Here is a 22592-nt window from a genome sequence, read left to right as displayed (position 1 = left end):
GGCTCACCCCCGTTCGAGTCGGTCGCGAAACCGGTCGAGGCCGAGGTCCAGCATGTCGGGGCTGACGGGCTGGAACTCGTCGGCCGGCAGGTACGGCCGGACGGAGTCCCAGCTATCGCGCGCGTAGCGCTCGTCGAGCAGGATCCGGACGCCGACGTCCGTCGGACTCCGGATGACGCGACCGATCGCCTGCCGGGCCTTCCGGACCGCGGGGACGGTCAGGGCGTACTCGAACCCCACGTCAGACGCTGACGCGCCTGACGTGCCCCCCGAGCGCCGCTCGGGGACGTCCCCGAACTCCTCGTCGTAGGCTCGCCTGACCGCCTGCGTCCGCGGGCTGGAGGTGTTGACGATCGGGACGCCGCAGACGACCGCCGCCGAGAGGCGGTCGCCGCGGTAGTCGACGCCCTCGGTGAGCGTCCCCCGGAGGCTGGTCACGAGCACCTTCCCCGCGCCGGCGAAGAACTCGCTTTTGAGCGACTCCGTCGTCTCCTCGTCGCTCGCGGCGTCGACCAGGACGGGCTTGTCGACGCGGTCGTCGAGGACGTCCGCGGCCCACTCGGCCTCGGCGTAGCTGGGCATCCCGACGAGGACGTTCCCGGGCAGGGCGGCGACCGTCGCGACCGCGTCGGCGTAGGCGGTTCTGGTCGGGGTCTCCTCGCCGGGTCGGCCCCGGTTGTCGTAGGTGAACTTCGGGGCGGCGACGGCGAAGCTCTCGCGGTTCTCCGCGGGGAAGTGCAGGCCATACCGGCGCGTGACGACCGGCCGGCCCTCCTCGCGTTCGAGGTACTGGAGGCCGGTCACCTCCGCGAAGGCGTCCATCGGTTCGAGCGTCGCGCTCATGAGGATCCCGCCGCCGAACGCCGACAGCCGCGAGCCGATGGCGTCGCTCGGCACGCAGTTGTGCAACGCGAGGCGGGCGGTGTAGACCCGCCGCCAGGAGTCGCCCGGTTCGCTCTCGTCCCAGGTCCGTTCGAGTTCGATCTCGCGGAAGTGGTCGACGTGGCCCCGCCGGTACCACTCCCCGAGGACGCGCCCGACCGACGGCGCCGCCCGCGAGCGCTCCTCGTCCTCGGCCTCGTTCAGGACCCGCTCGACGACGGCGCCGACGGCCTCCGCGCGCACCCAGGTCGCGTCGCCGTAGCCGGCCTCGGCGGCCCACTCGCTGATCTCGTCCTCGGACGGGACGGCGGGGTCGCGCAGCGGAATCTCGTCGTCATCGAGGGCCGTCGGCTCCGACCGCCACCCCCGGTGGGTCCGGTCGAGGTGCGCCCGCACGCGCCGGTCGAGTTCCTCGCGCAGGTCGCGGACGAACGCGAGGGTCGCCTCCAGTTCCTCGAACGAGACGTCGGTGTCGTTCAACTCCGCGCGCACGAGGTCGGCGTCGGCGGTCTTCGAACCACCCTGATCGCGCCGCCCCTCGCGCTCGAACTTGATCGGCTGGATGACCCGCGAGAGTTCCGTCTCGGCGTCCCGGAGGGTGGCGTCGGCGACGCCCTCGCTGACGAGGTCGCGCACGCGGGGTTCGAGCATGTGGGCCTCGTCGCAGACGACGAACGTCGACTCGTCGAGCAAGGCGCCGGTGAACGCCGCGGTCGTCGTCGGGTCGAACGCGTGGTAGTAGTTGCCGATCACGACCTCGACGTGGCCGAGGGCCGCGCCCATGATCGAGTGCGGGCAGGTGCCGTGACGGACCGCGCGCGCGACGAGGTCCTCGGGGGTGAGCAGGCCGGTCTCGGTGAAATCGAACGGCACCGCCTCGGCGGCGTCGCCGTCGGTCCCCTCGTCGGGCAGATCCGCGAGGTAGCGCGCGTAGAACGGGCAGTACTCGACCTCGCTCCCGGCGGGGCCGCCGTCGTCGTACTCGGGGATCGCCGGCGGGTACGGCGACGGTTCGCCCGCGGTTTCGAGGTACCGGGCGCCGCCGCCGCGGGCGCCGCTGTCGGCCAGCCCGATCTGCTGGCCGCGCGCCCGCGCGGCGAGGTCGTCGGCGGTCGTCGACCCGCCCTCGCCGACGAGGTCGCGGGTCCGCTCGCGGAGGGTCTCACAGCGGTCGTAGACGTTGCCGTCGTCGATGCCGCCGGCCCCCTCGCGGTTGTACGGGCAGACGTCCGCCTTCCCGACGAGGGTGAGCCCCGAGACGGGGTGCCAGTCGTCGGGCAGGTCGGCGTTGATCGTCTCCAGGTCCTCCTCGAACTGGCGCAGTTGCTGTTTGACGCTCGTGAGCACGAACACGCGCTCGAAGTCGGTGTCGGGGTCGCGCACGAGGTCGATCCCGGCGGTGAGGGCGATCATGGTCTTGCCCGTCCCGCAGGCGCCCTCGACGACGGCGTAGCCACCCTCCGCCGCGGTCTCGACGACCGTCTCGATCCCGTCGACCTGCTCGTCGTAGGGCTCGTCGTGGCCGAACACCGTCCGCCAGTTCGTCATGTTCCCCGTACTCCGCGTCGGTCGTCCATAGGGGTGTCGGACTCCTCTGGCCGCGCCATCGTACCTAAACCACGGTACGCGTCCGCGGAACGCAACGCCTTCCCGGCTGGCCCGCCCACGTCCGGCCATGACCGACGACGTCGACGTCGACCGCTGGCACGAGGAACTCGAGGAGAAGCGCGCCGAGAAAGACGAGTTCTTCGCGAGCCACCCTCAGTCGCCGATCCCGCCCGAGGAGCGCGACGACTTCGACGGCCTCGCGTACTTCCCGCCGGACCCCGACTACCGCGTGACCGCGACCGTTTCACTCCCGGACGACGCCGCAGCCCGAACCGGAGGTGACCGCGAGGACGACACCGCAGCGCGAACCGAAGGTGACCGCGAGGACGACACCGCAGCGCGAACCGAAGGTGACCGCGAGGACGACACCGCAGCGCGAACCGAAGGTGACCGCGAGGACGACACCGCAGCGCGAACCGAAGGTGACCGCGAGGACGACACCGAGGCGGACCCGGTGACGATGGACACCACGGCGGGCCGCGTGGTCCGCTACCTGCGGGTCGCGACGTTCTCGTTCGAACTGGAGCGCGAGGACGACGACCTGACCGACGGGACGTTCGACCTCCACGCCTACCAGCAGCGACCCGGCAGCGACGAACCGCTCTTCGTCCCGTTCCGGGACAAGACGACGGGCCAGCAGACCTACGAGGGCGGGCGGTACATGGAACTGGCCCCCGAGCGCGACCTCGAGGACGGCGACGAGATCGTCCTCGACTTCAACCTCGCGTACTCGCCGTTTTGCGCCTACAGCGAGACGTTCGACTGCCCGCTGCCGCCCGAGGAGAACTGGCTCGACGTGGCGATTCCGGCGGGCGAGAAAGTCGAGTGACTCAGGCGGCGGGCGGCCGCGCCGTTTCGGCGACGAGCACGGCGTCGCCGACCGTCCGGTAGGTGCCAGCGTCCATTACAGTCACCGTGTCCGTACGGGGCACGCAGGAGTATAGTGGTAGCGCGGTTTCGTCGTCCAGTCTCCGACCAGTAATTCGTTCAGGTGGGGTTGCTCAACGCGCGGTGTACGCCTCTCCCACGAGCGGAGGAGAGACGTCGCCGGGATCGAAGTCGTCGACGTAGCCGCGGACGACCCGCGTCGACGCCCCCGATACGACGACCTCCGGAACTCGATGTCGATGATCTCGATACAGATAGCGAATCACGCCGGCGATACCCCCGGTTACGAGTCCGCCACCGGCGAGGGGCCAGAGAGGATACGAGTACCCGAAGACGGCGATCACGCTCGCAATCGGCGGCAAGATAGCGACCGTAAGCGACTCCAGCAGTCGGTGCTGCCGGGCCTGTAACTCGCGAGTTTCGACGACCTGGTGGCCGTACCCCTCCGGGACGACTCGGTAGGGATCACGGTAGATCTCGTCACTGTATCGAAGTACATCGAAGCGTTCCGGCTCTCCCGAGTGGGTTCCGTTGTCCGACGAAGGTTCCGTGTCTGTCATGTCCACGTTTCGTACTGTCATTCGTTCAAGAAGTCGTTTTCGTAATCGATTCGACAGGACGGTGGGGCAGAATACGTCTCGAAGCCCGTCGCGGTGGGTCCCGGAGCACGACAAAGTCACGCCACGGACCGAACAACGGAATCGTAGCTGCAACGATCGACGATTCCAGCGGCGCTACCGGGTTACGGCGCGACGCCGACGGTGAGCAGCGTGCCGAACTCGCGGTAGCGTTCGACCATCGCCTCGCGGCTCTCCCAGTCGTCGGTCGGGAACGCGGACGCGTCCGGGATGTCGACCTCGCGGTCCGGAAGGTTGTCCTGTTCGGCGACGTGTAGGCCGGCCGCCCGGAACGCCTCGCGGTACTCGGGGGCGCTCCAGCGGGTCATCTCGACCGAAATTCGGTCCTGCCACTCGTGGGAGTGGACGTTCTCCTCGTAGTAGTTGACGGCACAGTAGAAGGTACCGCCCGGACGGAGGACGCGGGCGATCTCTTCGAGGGTCTCGTGGGGGTCCGCGGCGTAGTAGAACGCTTCCATCGACCAGACGTGGTCGATCGAGTCGTCGGCGAACGGGAGGTGGCCGAAGTCGCCGACGACGTAGCCCACCCGCGGATCGTCCGTGTAGGAGGCGGCGTTGCGGGCCATCTCGGGCGACCCGTCGAGGCCGTAGACGGCGCCGGCGTCCGCCGCCTCGCGCAGGGCGCGACCGGCGTAGCCGCTGCCACAGCCGAGGTCGAGGACGACGTCGCCGGCTTCGACCGGCATCCGCGCGAGCGCGCGTTTCGCGGTGTGCCAGTGGCGCTCCTCCATGCCCCTGTCGCGGCCGTCTGTGGCCCAGGCGTCGAACTCCTCGCGGACGGTCATGTCCGAGGCGACGGTCCCCGGGTCAAAACGAGTTCGGGTTCGCGCCCGCGAGACGCGCCGGCACCGACACACTTTTTAGGCTTGCCTAAAAACGTGACGTCGAGGGGCGCGGGTCGTCCGAAATCCGTGGGCATCGCGATTTCGAGACCCAGGCGCCGCCGTCACGCCGCCCCCGCTCTCCTCTTCGCGGATCGGTCGCGCCGGCGGCCGGTTCGTCCGTCGATTCGGTTCCGACCACGCTCCCGAGCGGCGGCGACGGTCGCGAATCCGCCGACGCGGCCGCACGGCGACCGACGGGCCGGAACGACGCGGCACATCCGCAATCTTAAGTCGGTTCCGAAGGTTATACACGCTAACATGGAGTACGCGCTCGAGATCGAGGGGACGCCAGAGACGGTGCCAGGAGGGACCAGCATCCTCCTGCTCCACCCGAGCACGGGCGAGACCGACCGCTTCGACACCGACTTCCTGAAGACCGACACCGACTCCTTTCTCGTCGTCTCCACCCGGACCACCGCACGCGAGGTGAGACAGAAACTCGAGTACTACGACGTCGACGAGTCCCGGGCGGTCATCCTCGACACGCTCAGCATCGAGCGCGGCTACTCCCGGCGGTCGAGCGACAACGTCCACTACGTCGCGGCCCCCGACGACGTCGACGGCATCGTCCACCAGGTCGACCGGTTCCTCGACGCTCACGAGGGCAAGTTGCGGATCAGTTTCGACTCGGTCACCGAACTCGCCTACTACGCCGGCGAGGAGGCCGCCCTCGAGACCGTCGAGCGCATCCTCGAACTGCTCGACGAACACGACGCCGTCGGGCTCTTTCACCTCTCCGACGAGGTCCACGACGCCGCGGTCGTCGACGAGTTCCGCGCGCTGTTCGACGGCGTGATCGACCTCGACGAGGACGGGAGCGTCGACGCGGCGTTTCGATGACCGAGTACGGCAAACTCGTCCGCGACCGGATCCCCGAGATCGTCCGCGAGGACGGCGAGCGCCCCGTCACGAGCGTCGCCGAGGGCGACGAGTACGCCGACCGGCTGGCGGCCAAACTCGTCGAGGAGGCCGTCGAGTTCGACGAGTCGCGCGACGTCGAGGAGTTGGCCGACGTCCTGGCGGTCGTCCGCGCGATCCTCGACCACGAGGGGCGGTCGATCGAGCGGGTCGAGGAGTTACGTCGGGAGAAGCGAGCCGAACGGGGCGGATTCGGGGAAGGGATCGTGCTCGAACGCGTCGAAGGCGCCGACGGCGAGTGATCGGGTTCTACGACCCCGGGCGGAGTACCGTCCGAGGTCGCAGTTTCGCACGTTCCGGTCCCGCTCAGCGACTCGCCTCGATACCGACGAACGAGCCGTCGCCGTACCCCTCCTCGATCGGTTCGAGGCCGTCGACCTCGTCGGGCGGGTCGTAGATGGTCTGGACGAACTCGAACTCGGTGAATCCGGCCGCTTCGAGGGCCGCGACGAGGTCGGCCGTCGAGACGAACGTCGCGTCCCTGTAGAACGGGTTCTGCGCTTTGTGCTCCTGATAGATCCGTCCGACGGGGCTGTCCTCGTCGACGTATCCGATCACGAGGCTCCCGGACGGGTCGAGGACGCGGTCGGCTTCGGCCAGCGTCCGGGCGACGTCGTCGACGAAACAGATGGTCGTCACGATCAGCGCGGCGTCGAACGCGTCGTCTTCGAACGGGAGGTGTTCGGCGACGCCCCGGACCACGTCGATCCCCCGCTCGCGGGCGCGTTCGAGCATCCCCTCGGCCGGATCGATCCCGACCCGCATCCCGAGTGGGGCGGCGAACCGCCCGCTTCCGACGCCGATTTCGAGTCCGTAGCCAGTCGTCGGCAAGATGCGACGCAGAGCCGCCAGTTCGGACCGATACGCGTCGTCGTGCTCCTCGAACCACCGCTCGTACCGGTCGGTGTGCTCCTCGAACGGCGCTGCTTTCGGCATGGGAGATCGTACGACCCGCGGCAATACCAGCGTTCGGTCCGGAACGGCACCGGGCGGACCGAAGCGGGCCGTCACGGCGCCCGATGGCGGCCGCTCGCCGAACGTCGATCCCCGTCTCGGTCACGGGCTACCCCTCCGACTCCGCGAGCGCGTCGAAGGTCTTCTCGGCCCAGCGGACCGCGTACGCCGGGCCGTGCTCGCGGTAGGCGTCGGTGTCGAGCGCGGCGAACGGCGCCGGGAGTTCGATCGCGTGCTTGATCGCCGCGCAGGCCAGTTCCGTCGCGTCGGCGACGTCGGTCTCCCCGCGAGCGACGGCGCCGGGGAGGCCCGCGACGCGCCCTTCGAGGCGCGTCCCCGCGTCCTGCCAGGCGTCGGCGAGGGCGGGGTTGTCCTCGTGCCAGTCGGTGAAGACCTCGCGCGTCGCCAGCCCCGTCCAGCCGTCGTACAACGCCGCGGCGACCTGGTAGGTCGCGTTCGGATCGAGCGGGACCGCCGCGTCGAGGTCGCGGTAGCCGTCCTCGAAGAAGCCGAGGAAGTGCTCGGGGACACCGAGGTCGACCTCGACGAGCGCCTCGGCGAGCAGGAAGTCGACGAAGGACGTCGGCGACCCCTGCACCCGGGGTTTGACGAGGAGGACCGGCGGGTCGGTCTGGCGGGTCCAGACGACGCTGCCGTCGCCGGGCATCCCGATCGTGAAGTCGTCGCTCGCGTAGCGCGCGAGCAGCGTGGGCGCGTCCGGCGGGAGCCACTCGGCCGGGTAGCCTGTGGGTTCGAGCGAGTCGACGAACAGTCCGAGGTCCTCGGCCTGTGCCGGCGGGAGCGTCTCGAAGTCCCGCGCGCAGTCGAAGACGAGGGCCTCGGGGGCGCGCTCCTCGCGAACGCGCTCGACCGCGCCCGATAGCTCCCGGGGCTCGAACATCAGGCGACGACGGTCTGGAAGACGAGCAGGATCGACAGCAGTGCCGAGACGCCGACGGTCGCCAGGACGATCTTGGTGGCAGTGCTCATACTCGGAGGGTCTCGGTCGGTTCGCTTAAATCCATCTCTCTCCTCGCCGCGGCGGGTCGTCCGATCCCGGCGGCGTCGCACTCGACGCGGCCGGGGCGACGGTCCCCGGCGGGCGTGCGGTTCGGCCGGCGCCCGGAACCAACCATCGTTTCGACTGGAACGCGGAGAAGCGTCTGTGTCGAACGAACGTAAAGAATCGTCAGAGTTCCACCGGAACTGAGGGGGTGTGAGGTGTCGCGCTGGCAGTCGGTGTCCCACCGGAGTCGAGGTCACGCCGGAGGATCGACGGCCGGGGATTACTCGCCGCCGCGCCAGGACTCGGGGACGTCGATGACGTACCGGCCGTCCTCCTGCAGTGAGACGATGTACTCCTCGCGGTCGTACAGTTCCATCAGGTTGAGTTCGTACTCGCCGGGGCGGACGATCTTGATGCTCTCGAACTGGTCGTTGAGTTCCTCGCGTAGCTGGTCGATCGACGGGCGTTCGTCGGACGAGGGTTCGCTGACGACCCGGCCGCGCTCGGGCGCCACGCCGGGGCCGCCCGCCACGTCCGGTCCGCCGGACCGCTCCGACCGCGAGGGCAGTTCGTCGGACGAGACGACCTCGCTCCGGGCGTCAGCCTGAGCGTCGTTCTCCGACTCGGGTTCGCCCGCGGGCGATCGTTCCGTGCCCGACGTCGGCGGTCGGCGGTCCGCGTCGCGGCCGCGCGACGGGGACCGATCCGGATCGCGGCGAGCGGAGGCGGAGCGGTCGGCGGCGCGCTGCGACGTCGACCCCTCGCGATCCTCCGGCCGACGGGCGGTCTCGGGCCACTCCGAGAACTCCCCCGGCGAGGTGCGAGAGCGCCGGGCGTCCGCGCCGTCCGTCGACGGCCGGGAGCGGTCGCCGTCGTCCGCGAATCGGGCGCGTCCGCCCGGGCCGCCCCGGTCGGCCTCGGTCGAGGCCCCGGCCGACGACTCGTTCGACGGCGACGGGCCGGAGTCGGGCGAGCGCGACTGGCGGTCGGGGTCGGTCGCGGCGTCCCCCGACCGCTTCGACTGCTCCGCCCGATCCGACCGCTTGGGGGTAAACTGGAACTTGTTGCCGCCGCAGTCGGGACACCCCGCGAGCATCTCCTTCGAGCCGTCGGGGAATCGACGGCCGCAGTTCGTACACTGGTGGGGCATTATTGTCGGGAGACGAGCGCGCTGATGAGCGTTTCGTCCTTGTGGAGCGTCTGGATCTGGTTCGCCGGGCCGATCACGGTGAGTTTGTTCGCCCCGCCGTCGCCGCCCATGAGACGTCCGATCAGCGAAGACTCGCGCGAGCCGGCTTTGGGGTACGTCTCGATCTCGATCCCGTTGAACTCGTCGGGAGTGATCTCGGCCATCGTCGCCTCGATCAATCTGCTCTCCTCGTCCGGCGTCAGCCCCTCCTCGAGGATGACGATGTTGCCCTCGTGGACTCCGTCGAGGATCATCCGGATCTTCTCCATGGTCGCCAACCCCTCCATCCGCTCCGAACTGATCAGATCGATCCTGACGCCGTCACCGGGGTCGAGGTCGTCCGCTTCCGTTGCTTCAGGCATCTGGGCTCACCCGAAGTACTCCGCGATGCTGTCGTACACTTCGTCCATGTTGTCACCTTCTTTCGCCGACAGGGGGACGGTCCGGTGTTGCGGGAAGGCGTCCTCGATGCGCTTGACGCTCGACTCCTCGAGGTCGATCTTGTTCGCGAAGATGAGCACCGGGAGGTCGCGGGACTCGATGATCCCGATCAGCATCGTGTTGACCTGCGTGATGGGGTCCTCGGCGCTGTCGAGGACGTAGACGACGCCGTCGACGTCCTCGCGCAGCCAGTGCATCGCCTCGGCGACCCCCTCGGTCGCTTCCCTCGACCGACGGATCGCGTCCTCCTTGTCCATCTCGTCGGTGAACTCCTCGTAGTCGACCTTGGTGGTCACCCCGGGCGTGTCGACGATGTCGATGGTCACCGTCTTCCCGTCGCGTTCGATCTCGACGTTCTCCTTGCGGCGGGCACGTCGCGTTTCGTGTGGAATGCGGCTCTCGGCGCCGACCACGTCGCCGGTCCAGTCGCGGGCGATACGGTTGGCGAGTGTCGTCTTCCCCGCGTTCGGCGGCCCGTAGATACCGATCCGTTTCGGCTCCTCCGCGGAGAACAGGCGGTCCGTAACGCGAGAGATACTATCTTTGAGTTCTGTGAACAGTCCCATCCTTGGGTCCTCCGGCACGAGAGTGCGTCTGAACGTACTACTGAGCCGAGTTCACTTAAGCCTACGTCAGACGTTTTAACAATTCAACACGAACGACAGTCACGGAGAGGGTGACGACGGGAGCCGGCCGGCCGGTGTGTGCCGTCGAACGGGCCGGACGAGAGCCGGGAGGCGAGCGATTCGCGTCGCTGCAGGGAGTGAGACGGGACAACGGGCGGATTCAGGTCGGGGGACGACGTGCGGATTCAGGCCGGGGGACAGCAGGCGGATTCGGGTCGATGCCCTGTCCGTGGCGTCTGTGGCGTGCCACCGTGAGACGTCCCGGCCGGAACACCCCCACCCCTTCGTTTCAACTGGAGACGGACGAGGGCCCGACGGGTGAGAGTGGTGGTTCGACACGACGCCGGTAACGGGACCGCCGCGATTTCGGGTCGAACGACCGTGCTGGAGCGTCTCGACGGAGATATCGGCGGCAGACGGAGGTCTAGTAACTCGACCGGCTGAGCGAACGGTTTCTAGTACGCTCTAGTAACTAAATCCAACCTCTCTAGTAAAAGTTCTATCTTGCTAGGAGTGCGGATCTTGTTTCTACTACGGTGATATAAAACCTTCCATACTAGAACGCCCCTCCCCCCCACCCCCTCCCTCGTGGCTCTCCAGTTGAAACGAAGGGGTGGGGGGCTAGAGCGGCCGTCGGTACCACGACCCACGCGGCGTCCCGGTTCGTCTCCTCCAAGACTTCTGCTGACGTCCCACCCGTCCTCGCGACGCTCCCGGGTCGCCGCCGTCGTCTCCGCGACGGGGCTCGCACGGTTACGGGCGCGCTTCGCGAGAGCCACGAAAACCACGGGACTCCTCGAATCCGACGCTTCTGTGGGGTTCCACGGTTTCCGCGACGTCCTGCGTCCCGCGTGTGCAATCGACGAGTCCCGACCGGCACCGTCCGACTGCTCTTCCGTCCGGAGGTTCCGGCGCATCCACTCTGCCTCCCGTCTCGTTTCGCTCACCGTCCCGTTCGGATCGGGACGCTCGCGACCGACACCTTCACCCGCGTTGAAGGGAAGCCTTTATTGCCTAGGTCTTCCTCTGGTTCGTTTGCATCAACTGGACCCGGAGGGAAGACGTGCTTTCCCGACATGGCTTCTTCGAGGCCTGATACGCACGATGTGTCGTCTTTCGGGTTCGGATTTCCACACGAAACGAGGGGGTACGCGTACGACGCATGTCCGACGAGGAACCACACACGACGGATTCAGGTCGAGACGTCGACCTCGGTGACTCTCCCGGGTTCGCGGCGAGCGTCGAGGGGGCCGACGTCGGCGGCGAGGAGTCCAACCAGGGGCTGTTCGACGACCTGCTCAGCGGCGAACCGATCTTCGAGAACAAGGAAGTCCTGCGTCCCTCGTACACGCCCCACGAACTTCCCCACCGGAACGATCAGATCAACAAGATGGCGACGATCCTCGTCGCCGCGCTCCGCGGGGAGACGCCCTCGAACATCCTGATCTACGGCAAGACCGGGACGGGAAAGACGGCGAGCGCGAAGTTCGTCAGCAAGGAACTCGAGAGCACCTCGAAGAAGTACAGCGTCCCCTGCGACGTCGAGTACATCAACTGCGAGGTCACCGACACGCAGTACCGGGTACTCGCCCAGCTTGCGAACAAGTTCATCGAGGAGAACGAGCGCGTGATCGACGACCGCGTCGCCTCGCTCGAATCGCTCGCCGAGGCGGTCGAAGCGTTCGAGGACGCCCCGGGGTCGCCGCCGACGATCGACGAGGATTTGTACCCGAGTTCCGGACCGGATAGTCGATCCGTCGACCTGCTGTCGGGCGATTCTCCAGTTGAAACGGAGGGGTCTGACGGCGGCGACAGCGACGGCGTCTCGCCGGAGGGGCCGGCCCACCCCCTCGCCGACACGCCGTTCTCGTCGACCGAGGAGATCGACGAGCGGATCGAGTCGCTGGAGGCCGACCGCGACTCCTTCGAGGAGGTGCCGATGACCGGGTGGCCGACCGACCGGGTCTACAACGTCTTCTTCGACGCGGTCGACTACTCCGAGCGCGTGGTCGTCATCATGCTCGACGAGATCGACAAACTGGTCGAGAAGAGCGGCGACGACACCCTCTACAACCTCTCGCGGATGAACTCCGAACTCGAGAACTCGCGGGTGTCGATCATCGGCATCTCGAACGACCTCAAGTTCACCGACTTCCTCGACCCCCGGGTAAAGTCCTCGCTGGGCGAGGAGGAGATCGTCTTCCCGCCGTACGACGCAAACCAGTTGCGCGACATCCTCCAGCACCGCTCGGAGGTCGCGTTCAAGGAGGGCGCGCTCTCGCCGGACGTGATCCCGCTGTGTGCGGCGTTTGCCGCCCAGGAGCACGGCGACGCCCGCCGGGCGCTCGACCTCCTGCGGACGGCGGGCGAACTCGCCGAGCGCGCCCAGGCGGAGACGGTCGACGAGGAGCACGTCCGGCAGGCCCAGGACAAGATCGAACTCGACCGCGTCGTCGAGGTCGTCCGCACCCTCCCGACGCAGTCGAAGATCGTCCTGTTCGCTACGATTCTGCTCGAAAAGAACGGCGTCCACAACATCAACACCGGCGAGGTCTACAACATCTACAAGCGCCTCTGCGAGGAGATCGACGCCGACGTCCTCACGCAGCGACGCGTGACGGACCTCATCAGCGAACTCGACATGCTCGGCATCGTCAACGCCGTCGTCGTCTCGAAGGGCCGCTACGGCCGCACCAAGGAGATCAGCCTCTCGGTCCCGCTCGAAGAAACGGAGGCCGTCCTCGTCTCGGACTCGCGGCTGTCGGACATCGACGACGTCCAGCCGTTCGTGCAGGCCCGCTTCGAGAACTGACGACGCGTCAGCGTACCGTTCCCGTCCGCCCGGTCGGCCGCCGCCCGGTCACCGGTGGCCGGGCCGCCGACCGCCGATCAGCGCGACGGCGCTTGCCGCCCCGACGAGGCCGACTTCGAGCGTCGCCGGCTCCTCCAGCGGGCTTCCCGCGGTGCCGGTCGTGAGTTCGAGACGGTTCACCGCATCTTCGAACGTCAGCCGGATGTGCCCGAGCCACGGGATGCGGAACATCGCCTTGCCGGTGACCCACTCGGGCTTGACGACGGTGGTCTGTGCGCCGCCCCCGCCGGCGTACTGGTCGTAGCCGGGGTTCGCGTCGCCTTTCGTGACGAACCCGTCGTGCGGGGCAGGACAGGCCAGCACGTCGTCGCAACTCGCCCCGTTGACGAACGCGGGTTCGGCCTTCCCGTCGACCCAGTTGTCGCCCTCCTCCACCCAGAAGTGCGCCCGGTGGATCACCGGCGTCTCTGCCTCGTTCCCGTTCGGAACGAAGATGATGACGTCGCCCGGTTCGTCGAACTTGTCGTAGCCGTCGTCCTCGGCGTCTTCGAGGGTGACGATGCCGGTGCCGTCGACGGCGCCGTCGCCGACGAACCGACCCTCGTCGACGACGAAGATCAGGTCCCCCCGCGACATGTGCGGCTCCATGCTCCCGCTCTCGACGGCGACGAGCGGCGGCCAGATGCCGCTGACGCCGAACAGCACGAGGCCGATGATGGCGACGATGGCGACGCTGCTCAGCACGTCGCGAATCGCGACGACCGTCCCGTCGTCGGTCCGGAGGAACCAGCGGACGTAGCCGTCCTCCTCGATCGAGACGGGGTCGTCTCGCGCGGACGCGGAGGGCGCCGGTTTCGGCCGGGAGTCCCCGCGGTCGAGCCCCCCGTTGGATCGGGCGTCGGCCGACCGCGACTCCCCGGGTTCGTCCGTCGACTCCGCGTCGCCCGTCCGACGGTCCGTCCGGTCGTCCGAGTCGGAGGGACCGTCGGCGTCGTGACCGCTCATTGCCACCCGCTTTGCCGGGGCCGACAATCAACCTTCTGTTCGTCCCACCGGCATTCGCCACCCTTTTCTCGCCGCTCGTGAATGCGAATACCGTGCCACTGGAGGGGTCTGCCCGGATCGTCAGGGAACTCACGAGCCGCGGCTACAACGCCGAGCGCGAGGCGGTGACGCTCATCGCCGCGGCGGACGACCCCGGCCGGACCCTCGATCGCGTCGTCGACGCCGCCCCCGAGGACGGCCTCGTCGTCACGACCGACCACGTCCGCTCGGTGCTCGACGGCGCCGACGCCGGGGCGGCCGCCGCGGCCGCATCGCCCGCGGAACGGTCCCCCTCCGATGCGCCCGCCGACCCCCCCGTTTCGACTGGAACCGACGCCACACCGTCTCCCGAAAACGGGAACGAATCTCCAGTTGAAACGAGGGGGTCTTCGACGGCGGGAGCGGCCGCGGCGGCGGCCGCCGGCGGTCCGGAGTCGTTCGAGCGGTCGGGCGATCCGTCCCGGCGGTCGCTCGAAATCGCGAACGACATGACCGGCGAGAGCACCGGGACGGGCGAGTACGAGGACTTCGTCTCCGTCTTCCGGGACCGCCTCGAACGTCTCGGCTCGAAGCTCCGGGGCCGGGTCAACCACCGGCCGGCGACGTCGATCGAGTCGATGCCCGGCGGCAGCGAGGTCGCGATGGTCGGGCTGGTCAACGACGTCCGCTCGACCGCCAGCGGCCACTGGCTGATCGAACTCGAGGACGCCACCGGGACGTTCCCGTGGCTGGTGATGAAAGACCGCGAGTACGTCGACCTCGTCGACGAGTTGCTCTGCGACGAGGCCCTCGCGATGGAGGGGACCCTCTCGGACGACTCCGGGATCGCGTTCGTCGACTCGATGTACTTCCCGGACGTCCCCCGGACCCACGAGCCGTCGACGGCCGACCGCCACGTGCAGGCGGCGCTGATCAGCGACGTTCACGTCGGCAGCGAGGAGTTCATGCACGACGCCTGGAACCGGTTTGCCGACTGGCTCCACACGGAGCAGGCCCAGCACGTCGAGTACCTCCTGATCGCGGGCGACATGGTCGAGGGGGTCGGCGTCTACCCGAACCAGGACGAGGAACTCGACATCGTCGACATCTACGACCAGTACCGGGCGTTCAACGAGTACCTCAAGCAGGTGCCCGGCGACCTCGAGATCGTGATGATCCCGGGCAACCACGACGCCGTGCGACTCGCGGAGCCCCAGCCCGGCTTCGACGAGGAACTGCGCGAGATCATGTCCGCCCACGACGCCCGGATCGTGAGCAACCCCTCGACCGTCACCGTCGAGGGCGTCTCCGTCCTGATGTACCACGGGGTCTCGCTCGACGAGGTGATCGCCGAACTCCCCGCGGAGAAAGCCAGCTACGACGAGCCCCACGAGGCGATGTACCACCTGCTCAAGAAACGCCACGTCGCCCCGCAGTTCGGCGGCCACACTCGCCTCGCCCCCGAGGAGAAAGATTACCTCGTCATCGACGAGGTGCCCGACGTCTTCCACACCGGCCACGTCCACAAACTCGGCTTCGGGAAGTACCACAACGTGCTCGCGATCAACTCGGGGTGCTGGCAGGCCCAGACGGACTTCCAGAGGAGCGTCAACATCGATCCCGACGCCGGCTACGCCCCGATCGTCGACCTCGACACGCTCGACGTGACGGTCCAGAAGTTCAGTTGATCAGCGGCCCGGCTCCAGCCGAAACCGGACCGTCCGCGCGCCGTCGAACCGCGGGCCGAGACCCCGTTCCTCGAAGCCCAGTTCCTCGACGGCCGCGGTCACCTTCTCGTCACCCGGCGGGACCAGCACCTCGACGGCCATCCCCTCCCGCTCGGCGAACCGCACCGGCTCGGCGAGCAACCGCTCGCAGGCCTCGCCGGTGCCGTCGATCTGGGTGACGTGGACGGTGTCCTCCCTCGCGTCGAAGCTCACGAACCCGAGCAGGTCCTCCGGGTTCGACTCCCCGTACTGCGAGTTCGACGCCGACACCGCCGCGTCGTCGTCGCGCGCGACGTCTTCGGCGACGCGCACCGTCCGGTCGTGGACGAGGTTGCGCATCACGTCGGTCGGGGAGCCGGCGATCGCCGCGAGCGCGTCGGCGTCGGCCTCGAGGGCGTCCCGTACGTTCATCGGCGTGTGATAATGGTACCCACAGCTATAAAACCAGCCCGCCGGTCCCGACTCGTGGGTCGGCCCGCGGTCCCCGATCCCGCCTCGTCGACCCCTCGAACCGCCCGGAGCGGGTAAAAATCCGGCGGAGGGACACAGTTATCTGCCCGCTCTGGTAACGAACCTGCACATGAGCGAAGCCACCGCCACGCGACCCGCCCGCGAGGTGTTCGTATGCGCGTCGTAGCGAAGTTCGGCGGGACGAGCCTCGGCAGCGGCGACCGAATCGAGCGCGCCGCCGACTCGATCGCGGCCGCCGTCGAGGACGGCCACGAGATCGCCGTCGTCGCCAGCGCGATGGGTTCGACCACCGACGACCTCCTCGAGGAGATCACGTTCGACGCCGACGAGGCCGACCGCGCCCAGATCGTCAGCATGGGCGAACGCACCTCCGTCAGGATGCTCAAGGCCGCCCTCTCGGCCCGCGACGTCGACGCCACCTTCCTCGAACCCGGCCACCCCGACTGGCCCGTCGTCACCGACGAGTACGGCGAGGTCGACGTCGCGGAGACCCGCCGGCGCGCCCGCGAGGTCGCCGAGAGCCTCGACGCGGTCGTCCCCGTCGTCACGGGTTTCCTCGCGGAGGGGCCGGACGGCTCGGTCACGACGCTCGGCCGCGGCGGCAGCGACACGACGGCCGTCATGCTCGGCAAGTACATGGACGCCGACGAGGTCGTCATCGTCACCGACGTCGAGGGCGTCATGACCGGCGACCCCCGCGTCGTCGAGGGCGCCCGCAACGTCGGGGAAATCTCCGTCGACGAACTCCGGAACCTCTCGTTTCGCGGCGCCGAGGTCGTCGCCCCCTCCGCGCTGTCGTACAAGGACGGGGGACTGGGCGTCCGCGTCGTCCACTACCAGCACGGCGACCTGCTCTCGGGCGGGACGAGCGTCGAAGGCGAGTTCGAGAACCTCGTCGACATGCGCGAGCGGCCCCTCGCCTGCCTCACCGTCGCCGGGCGCGCGATCCGCAACCGCCCCGGCGTCTTCCAGTCGCTGTCGGCGGCCCTCGGCGAGAGCGACATCAACATCGACGCCGTCGCCAGCGGGATGGACAGCGTCACCTTCTACGTCGACGAGGACGAGGCCGAGCGCGCCGAGAACATCCTCCACCGCGAGGTCATCGCCGCCGAGGAACTCTCCAGCGTCACCGTCGACTCGCCGCTGGCGGTCATCCGCGTCACCGGCGGGGAACTCCCCAACCAGCCGGGGGTCATAAGCGAGATCGTCGAACCGGTCACCGAGGCCCGCATCAACCTCCACGACATCATCACGAGCGCGACCAGCGTCGCCCTGTTCGTCGACTGGGACGACCGCGAGGAGACGCTCGAACTCACCCAGGACCTCTTCTAACGACCGTTTTCCGCCTCGGGGTCGCGTACAGACCGGGCGCGAGGGCCGCGCTCGGGGAGCGTCGCGTTTCGCGCCGTCCGCTCGTCGATCGGCGGTCGGCCGATCACTCCGCCTCCAGCAGCGACTCGTCGGCGTACTCCTCGCGCAGGGTCTTCTTGTCGAACTTGCCCGTCGCGGTCTTGGGAATCTCGTCGACGAAGACGAACGCGTCGGGCGACCACCAGTCGGGGTACTCCGAACCGATCATCGACTCGAGGTCGGCCTCCAGTTCGTCGGGGTCTGCGTCCCCGGCCCGGACGACGAACGCGGCCGGGCGCTCCTGCCACTTCTCGTGGGGGACGCCGATCACGGACGCCTCGGCGACGGCGTCGTGGGCCATGATCGCGTTCTCCAGTTCCTGCGAGGAGATCCACTCGCCGCCGCTCTTGATGACGTCTTTCGCCCGGTCGACGATCTTGACGTAGCCGTCGGGGTCGACGGTGACGATGTCGCCGGTCTTGAGCCACGAGCCCTCGAAGTCGGACTCGTTGGCCTCGGGGCGTTTGAAGTACGAGTCCGTCACCCACGGCCCGCGGACGTACAGTTCGCCGAACGCCTCCCCGTCCCAGGGCACCTCCTCGCCGTCGTCGCCGACGACCTTCATCTCGAGGCCGGGGACGAGCAGCCCCTGTTTCGCCCGCTTCGCGTCGCGCTCCCCCTCGGGGAGGTCCGCGAGGTCGTGTTTCAGGTGCGCGACGGTGCCGATCGGTGCCGTCTCGGTCATCCCCCACGCGTGGACGACCTCGACGCCGAGGTCGTCGAACCGGCGGATGACGCTCTCGGGCGCGGCGGCGCCGCCGATGACGATCCGTTCGAGCGAGGAGAGGTCGACGTCGTTGTCCTCGAGGTGCTCCAGCAGGCCGAGCCAGACGGTCGGCACGCCCGCGGTGATCGTGACGCCCTCCTCCTCGATGAGGGACGCGAGGTCCGCCGGGTCCGGCGAGGGGCCGGGGTAGACGTGTTTCGCGCCGGCGGCGGTCGTCGAGAACGGCAGCCCCCACGCGTTGACGTGGAACATCGGGACGACCGGCATCACGACGTCCGAGTCGTCGATCCCCAGTCCGTGGGGGGTCAGCGTCGCCATCGTGTGGCTCCAGAGCATCTGCTGGGTGTACTCGACGCCCTTCGGCTTGCCCGTGGTCCCCGAGGTGTAGCACATCCCGGCGGGGGTCTCCTCGTCGAGGTCGGGCCACTCGTAGTCTGCGTCGCCCTCGCCGACGAACGACTCGTAGTCGACGACGGGTTCGAGGTCCGTCTCCGGGACCTCGGAGCCCATCACGACGAACCGCTCGACGCTCTCGAACGCGTCCGGGTCGTAGGCGGCTTCGAGCGCCTCCAGCAGCGACGGGTCGGTGAACACGAGTCGGTCTTCGGCGTTCTCGACGATGTACTGGACGTGTTTCGGCGGGAGCAGCGGGTTGATCGTGTGCAGTTGTCCGCCGACGCCGGGCGCGCCGAAGTAGACCTCGGCGTGCCGGTGGTGGTTCCAGCAGAACGTGGCGACGCGGTCGCCCTCGCCGATTCCCTCGGCTTCGAGGGCGCTCGCCAACTGCCGGGTCCGGTCGGCGTACTCGGCGTACGTGTAGCGTTCGATCCCCTCGTGGGTCCGGGAGACGAGTTCCCGGTCGGGGTACAGTCGCTCCGCACGCCAGAGGAACGGTCGTAGGGTTTGGTCGTACCCTCCCATACTGCGTGGTTTGGAATCAATTATCATAATAGTGCCGTCCGCCGGAGCCGCCCCGCGAGCGGCGGGTAACGACCCCGTAACGAAGGGGGATCCCGTGGCTCCGGCTCCCATGAGCACCGACTCGACGGCGCGGGAGGTCCTCGAGGAGGTCGAGGCCGACCCCGACGCGGTCCTCGACGCGTTCGACGCGGACTCCCCGGCGGACCTGATCGAAGCGGGCGGCGACCACGACCCGACGACGGACGACGAGATCGACGTCGACGACGCCCTCGCGGACGAACTGTTCGCCGACCTCGCGGAGCCGCCGGCACCGGACCCCGAGGAAGACGAGAGCGAGGCGTCGACGGCCGACCCGGCCGTCGACCGGGTCGTCGTCTCCGACCCCACGGTGGTCGTCGACGAGGGCGGCGCGAGCGTCGACGAGGCGGTCGCGGACCGGGACCCCGACCGCGGGTCCCGGTCCGGGGACGAACCGACGCTGGTCGGCCCCGACCCGACGCCGGTCCGCGTCCCGGACGACGCGTTCGGCGCGTCGAGCGAGTCGACCGACGGGTTCGACTGGCTGGCCGACCGCGAACGCTCGCCCTGAGCCGCCACGCGGCCCCGCCGGGGCCGACCCTGCCTCGGCCGTCCCGACTCCGTCCAGCGACGGACGTCTCGGGACGGCGATGGACGGATCGGTCCGTCGCCCCCCACGAACTCTCAATTCGATTGAAACGGGCCGACGTCGTGGGTAGCGTATGGTCGCGTACAAGTCGAAGACGGTCGAGCGCATCCGCTTGCCGTCGCGGGAGGAACGCGAGCGCGCCCTCGAGGGCGCCGGCTACAACGTCTTCAACCTCGACGCCGACGACGTCTTCGTCGACCTGCTCACGGACAGCGGCACGGGCGCGATGAGCGACGCCCAGTGGGCCGCGTTGTTGCGCGGGGACGAGTCTTACGCCGGGTCGAAGAGCTTCCACCGGCTCGAATCGGCCGTCGCGGACGTGATGGGCTTTCCCCACGTCGTCCCCGCCCACCAGGGGCGGGGGGCCGAGAACGTCCTCTACGGAACCTTGCTCTCGGACGGTGACGTCGCGCTCAACAACACCCACTTCGACACCACCCGCGCGCACGTCGCGAACCAGGGCGCCGACCCGGTCGACTGCCCGGTCGCGGACGCCCGCGACCCCGACGCCGAGGGCCCGTTCAAGGGGAACTTCTCGGTCGAGCGCGCCCGCGAGGTCGTCGACGAGGTCGGCGCTGAGGCCGTCCCGGTCGTGATCCAGACGATCACGAACAACTCGGCGGCGGGCCAGCCGGTTTCCGTCGAGAACACGCGACGGGTACGGGAGTTCGCCGACGAGATCGACGCGACGTTCGTGATCGACGCCTGCCGGTTCGCCGAGAACGCCTACTTCGTCGCCGAGCGCGAAGCCGAGTTCGCCGACGCGCAGGTCGCCGAGATCGCCCGCGAGCAACTCGGCTACGCCGACGCGCTGGTGATGAGCGGCAAGAAAGACGGCCTCGCGAACGCCGGCGGCTTCGTCGCGACCGACGACGCCGACCTCTACGAGCGGTGCAAGGGCCGGGCCATCCTCTACGAGGGCTTTCCCACCTACGGCGGGATGGCCGGCCGCGACCTGGAGGCGATGGCGGTCGGCCTCCGGGAGGCCACCGAGGAGGCCTACGTCGAGGACCGCGTCGAGCAGGTCCGGGACCTCGCCGCGATGCTCGACGAGGCGGACGTCCCCGTCTACACCCCGGCGGGCGGCCACGCGGTCTACCTCGACGCCGAGGCGATCTACCCGCACCTGCCGGCCGCGGAGTTCCCGGGGCAGGTGCTGGTCTGTGACCTCTACCGCGAGGGCGGGGTCCGCGGGGTCGAACTCGGGAGTTTCGCGTTCCCGGGGACCGACCGGCCGGAACTCGTCCGCCTCGCGCTCCCGCGGCGGACCTACCACCGCGAGCACCTCGAACACGTCGTCGAGACGGCGGTCGCCGCCGTCGAGAACGCCGAGACGGCGACGGGACTGCGGGTCGCGACGGAGCCGGCGATGCCCGAGTTGCGCCACTTCACCGCCGAACTCGAACCCGTCGGCTGACGCCGGGTTACCGGGCGCCGACGACCGACTTCGCGCGCTCGGCCAGCGTCGACTCCGGTTCGGGCTCGCTCTCGAACTGCCGTCTGGCGGCGGCGGCCAGCCCCTCCGCTCCCGTCTCGGCGTCGCCGGCCAGCCAGTCGGGCAGTCCCTCGGTCAACTCCTGTCGTTTCTCTTCTTTGAGCTTGCTGTACCGCCGCAGCGCCAGGCCGACCCCGAGGAACAGGCCGGCGTCGAGCAGTTCCCGTCGGAACCGCTCCCGGTCGTCGCGGACCGCGATCGCTTTCACCAGCGAGAGGGCGCCGATCGCCAGGTAGATCTTCGAACTCCTGGCGGGATCGCCGCTGAGCATCCGTCGTAGGGCCATTGCGCACCCACGTACCACGACCCGCCTGATAAAACTGCTACCGCGCGTCCTCACCTGAAACCGGCCGTCGTCGCTCGCCCGCGACCCGCCGCGGTTCGGTCAGCCGTCGAGCCGTCGAACGCCCCGGTACCGCCGGTCGTCGATCGGTTCGATCGAGAACCCGAGCGACTCGTAGAACGGCCGGACGTCCTCGTCGAAGCGGGCCGTGAGCCGCCGCTCGCGTTCGAGGGCCCGCTCGACCAGCGCGGTCCCCACCCCCCGATTTCGACGCCGCCGCCGGACGGCGACCGCCGCGACGTGGGCGCCCCGGTCCCGCTCGCGGGGGTCGAGCACCAGCGCCCCGAGGTGGCGGTCGCCGACGACCGCCACGAGGACGTCGCCGGCGGCGATCCGCGCCTCGACGTCGCCCGGTTCGAGCATCGCGGCGTCGAGGATCCGGCGGACGTCGAGGGCCTCCCCGGACGTGGCGTCGCGGACCCGCATCTCACCCGTGGAGTCGGGTGGCCCCCACCGCTTCGAGGGCCTCGTCCTGCTCGACCTCCCACACCCGCAACAGGAGGTGGGCCGCGCAGTAGTACTCGACCGTCTCGAGGCCGGTTCGGTCGTTCCTGAGCACGAGTTGGCACGTCGCCCCGTTCGAGCACTCCCCGGAATGGTCGCACACGGTTCTAGCGTCCGTACTCGTCTCGGGGACAAGTCGCTGTCGGTGGGCCGGATCCGCGCCGAGGGGCCGTCACCCGCCCTTGATCAGCCGCAGGACGGTCACGCGGTCGGTCTCGACGGGCTGGTCTTCCGGGACGGGCCGGCCGTCGACGAGGACGCTCACCTCGTGGGGGCTCAGGTCGACTTCCGCGAGCAGGTCGGCGTAGGTCGCCTCCTCGCGGCCCCGCGCGGCAGCGACCGCGTCGAGGTCGACCTCGTGGACCCCTCCTCCCTTGACGTCGACGGTGACGCGCGCGGTCATGGTCGGGGTTTCGGCCGGCGCGACTTGAGGGCGTCGCCCCGTCGCGCCCGGCCGG

24 protein-coding genes are annotated in these 22592 nt (G+C 69.1%); 8 read left to right on the top strand and 16 right to left on the bottom strand.

Translation table 11 applies throughout. The features are described 5' to 3' along the window. Positions 1-3: 3 nt before the first annotated feature. Positions 4-2430: an ATP-dependent DNA helicase gene (locus NKG98_RS12630; RefSeq protein ID WP_254766278.1), complete on the bottom strand. Its 2427-nt coding sequence runs from the start codon at positions 2428-2430 to the stop codon at positions 4-6. Between the two features lie 289 nt (positions 2431-2719). Between NKG98_RS12630 and NKG98_RS12625 the strand changes: the two genes are divergently transcribed. Next, positions 2720-3319 (top strand): DUF1684 domain-containing protein, encoded by a 600-nt coding sequence (locus NKG98_RS12625; RefSeq protein WP_425504410.1) that lies wholly within the window; start codon positions 2720-2722, stop codon positions 3317-3319. A 172-nt stretch (positions 3320-3491) separates the two neighbouring features. On the opposite strand, the gene NKG98_RS12620 is transcribed toward NKG98_RS12625, so the two are convergent. After that, positions 3492-3938: a hypothetical protein gene (locus NKG98_RS12620; protein WP_254766276.1), complete on the bottom strand. Its 447-nt coding sequence runs from the start codon at positions 3936-3938 to the stop codon at positions 3492-3494. Between the two features lie 182 nt (positions 3939-4120). Next, positions 4121-4801, bottom strand: a complete 681-nt coding sequence (locus NKG98_RS12615) for a class I SAM-dependent methyltransferase (protein ID WP_254766275.1) — start codon at positions 4799-4801, stop codon at positions 4121-4123. A 357-nt stretch (positions 4802-5158) separates the two neighbouring features. Here NKG98_RS12615 and NKG98_RS12610 point away from each other — a divergent pair, with 357 nt between their 5' ends. Together NKG98_RS12610 and NKG98_RS12605 are read left to right on the top strand one after the other, a co-directional pair. Further along, complete coding sequence (locus NKG98_RS12610; RefSeq protein ID WP_254766274.1) at positions 5159-5740, top strand: DUF7090 family protein; 582 nt, start codon at positions 5159-5161, stop codon at positions 5738-5740. Beyond that, positions 5737-6060 carry a nucleoside triphosphate pyrophosphohydrolase gene (locus NKG98_RS12605; protein WP_254766273.1) on the top strand — a complete coding sequence of 108 codons (324 nt, stop codon included), beginning with the start codon at positions 5737-5739 and terminating at the stop codon, positions 6058-6060. The genes NKG98_RS12610 and NKG98_RS12605 overlap by 4 nt, the downstream gene beginning before the upstream one ends. A 64-nt stretch (positions 6061-6124) precedes the next feature. Here the strand turns inward: NKG98_RS12605 and NKG98_RS12600 are convergent, their stop codons facing one another. The 6 genes from NKG98_RS12600 to NKG98_RS12580 all read right to left on the bottom strand — a co-directional run bounded on the left by NKG98_RS12600 (position 6125) and on the right by NKG98_RS12580 (position 9974). Further along, entirely contained in the window at positions 6125-6754 is a 630-nt protein-coding gene (locus NKG98_RS12600; protein ID WP_254766272.1) for a class I SAM-dependent methyltransferase, read from the bottom strand. Positions 6755-6881: 127 nt separating this feature from the next. Beyond that, on the bottom strand, positions 6882-7673 hold the full coding sequence (locus tag NKG98_RS12595; protein ID WP_254766271.1) for a DUF7089 family protein: 792 nt from the start codon (positions 7671-7673) through the stop codon (positions 6882-6884). Continuing rightward, entirely contained in the window at positions 7673-7762 is a 90-nt protein-coding gene (locus NKG98_RS19120; protein WP_425504345.1) for a hypothetical protein, read from the bottom strand. Before NKG98_RS19120 ends, NKG98_RS12595 begins: the two co-directional genes overlap by 1 nt. Positions 7763-8058: 296 nt before the next feature. Beyond that, complete coding sequence (locus NKG98_RS12590; RefSeq protein WP_254766270.1) at positions 8059-8928, bottom strand: OapC/ArvC family zinc-ribbon domain-containing protein; 870 nt, start codon at positions 8926-8928, stop codon at positions 8059-8061. Further along, positions 8928-9329, bottom strand: a complete 402-nt coding sequence (locus NKG98_RS12585; RefSeq protein WP_254766269.1) for a DUF2073 domain-containing protein — start codon at positions 9327-9329, stop codon at positions 8928-8930. The genes NKG98_RS12590 and NKG98_RS12585 overlap by 1 nt, the downstream gene beginning before the upstream one ends. A gap of 6 nt (positions 9330-9335) precedes the next feature. After that, complete coding sequence (locus NKG98_RS12580) at positions 9336-9974, bottom strand: Era-like GTP-binding protein (RefSeq protein WP_254766268.1); 639 nt, start codon at positions 9972-9974, stop codon at positions 9336-9338. A gap of 1222 nt (positions 9975-11196) precedes the next feature. Here NKG98_RS12580 and NKG98_RS12575 point away from each other — a divergent pair. Next, complete coding sequence (locus NKG98_RS12575; protein ID WP_254766267.1) at positions 11197-12846, top strand: Cdc6/Cdc18 family protein; 1650 nt, start codon at positions 11197-11199, stop codon at positions 12844-12846. Between the two features lie 48 nt (positions 12847-12894). Here the strand turns inward: NKG98_RS12575 and NKG98_RS12570 are convergent, their stop codons facing one another. After that, positions 12895-13851, bottom strand: coding sequence for a S26 family signal peptidase (locus tag NKG98_RS12570; protein ID WP_254766266.1), 957 nt, complete (start codon positions 13849-13851; stop codon positions 12895-12897). Between the two features lie 92 nt (positions 13852-13943). On the opposite strand from NKG98_RS12570, the gene NKG98_RS12565 reads away from it, so the two are divergent. After that, a complete protein-coding gene (locus NKG98_RS12565) occupies positions 13944-15557 on the top strand; it encodes a DNA-directed DNA polymerase II small subunit (RefSeq protein WP_254766265.1) in 1614 nt (537 codons plus the stop codon). On the opposite strand, the gene NKG98_RS12560 is transcribed toward NKG98_RS12565, so the two are convergent. Continuing rightward, on the bottom strand, positions 15558-16007 hold the full coding sequence (locus tag NKG98_RS12560; protein ID WP_254766264.1) for a hypothetical protein: 450 nt from the start codon (positions 16005-16007) through the stop codon (positions 15558-15560). It abuts the gene before it with no gap. Between the two features lie 213 nt (positions 16008-16220). On the opposite strand from NKG98_RS12560, the gene NKG98_RS12555 reads away from it, so the two are divergent. Beyond that, the gene (locus NKG98_RS12555) at positions 16221-17399 is read left to right on the top strand and encodes an aspartate kinase (RefSeq protein WP_254766263.1); all 1179 of its coding nucleotides are present in this window, start codon (positions 16221-16223) and stop codon (positions 17397-17399) included. Between the two features lie 103 nt (positions 17400-17502). On the opposite strand, the gene NKG98_RS12550 is transcribed toward NKG98_RS12555, so the two are convergent. Next, positions 17503-19125 (bottom strand): long-chain fatty acid--CoA ligase, encoded by a 1623-nt coding sequence (locus NKG98_RS12550; RefSeq protein WP_254766262.1) that lies wholly within the window; start codon positions 19123-19125, stop codon positions 17503-17505. A 109-nt stretch (positions 19126-19234) separates the two neighbouring features. Between NKG98_RS12550 and NKG98_RS12545 the strand changes: the two genes are divergently transcribed. Both NKG98_RS12545 and NKG98_RS12540 read left to right on the top strand, forming a co-directional pair. Continuing rightward, complete coding sequence (locus tag NKG98_RS12545) at positions 19235-19714, top strand: hypothetical protein (protein WP_254766261.1); 480 nt, start codon at positions 19235-19237, stop codon at positions 19712-19714. 151 nt (positions 19715-19865) lie between these two features. Beyond that, positions 19866-21209 carry a tryptophanase gene (locus NKG98_RS12540; RefSeq protein WP_254766260.1) on the top strand — a complete coding sequence of 448 codons (1344 nt, stop codon included), beginning with the start codon at positions 19866-19868 and terminating at the stop codon, positions 21207-21209. Between the two features lie 7 nt (positions 21210-21216). On the opposite strand, the gene NKG98_RS12535 is transcribed toward NKG98_RS12540, so the two are convergent. The 4 genes from NKG98_RS12535 to samp2 all read right to left on the bottom strand — a co-directional run bounded on the left by NKG98_RS12535 (position 21217) and on the right by samp2 (position 22537). After that, entirely contained in the window at positions 21217-21573 is a 357-nt protein-coding gene (locus NKG98_RS12535; RefSeq protein ID WP_254766259.1) for a hypothetical protein, read from the bottom strand. Between the two features lie 99 nt (positions 21574-21672). Next, positions 21673-22056, bottom strand: a complete 384-nt coding sequence (locus NKG98_RS12530; protein WP_254766258.1) for a GNAT family N-acetyltransferase — start codon at positions 22054-22056, stop codon at positions 21673-21675. A 1-nt stretch (position 22057) separates the two neighbouring features. Continuing rightward, positions 22058-22237, bottom strand: coding sequence for a hypothetical protein (locus NKG98_RS12525; protein WP_254766257.1), 180 nt, complete (start codon positions 22235-22237; stop codon positions 22058-22060). A gap of 69 nt (positions 22238-22306) precedes the next feature. Further along, on the bottom strand, positions 22307-22537 hold the full coding sequence (gene samp2 / locus NKG98_RS12520) for a ubiquitin-like small modifier protein SAMP2 (RefSeq protein WP_254766256.1): 231 nt from the start codon (positions 22535-22537) through the stop codon (positions 22307-22309). Between the last annotated feature and the right edge of the window lie 55 nt (positions 22538-22592).

This window comes from Salinilacihabitans rarus (assembly GCF_024296665.1).
Taxonomy (GTDB): domain Archaea; phylum Halobacteriota; class Halobacteria; order Halobacteriales; family Natrialbaceae; genus Salinilacihabitans; species Salinilacihabitans rarus.
Note: the sequence above shows the minus strand (reverse complement) of the source record. Positions and strands in the feature narration are given on the sequence as shown.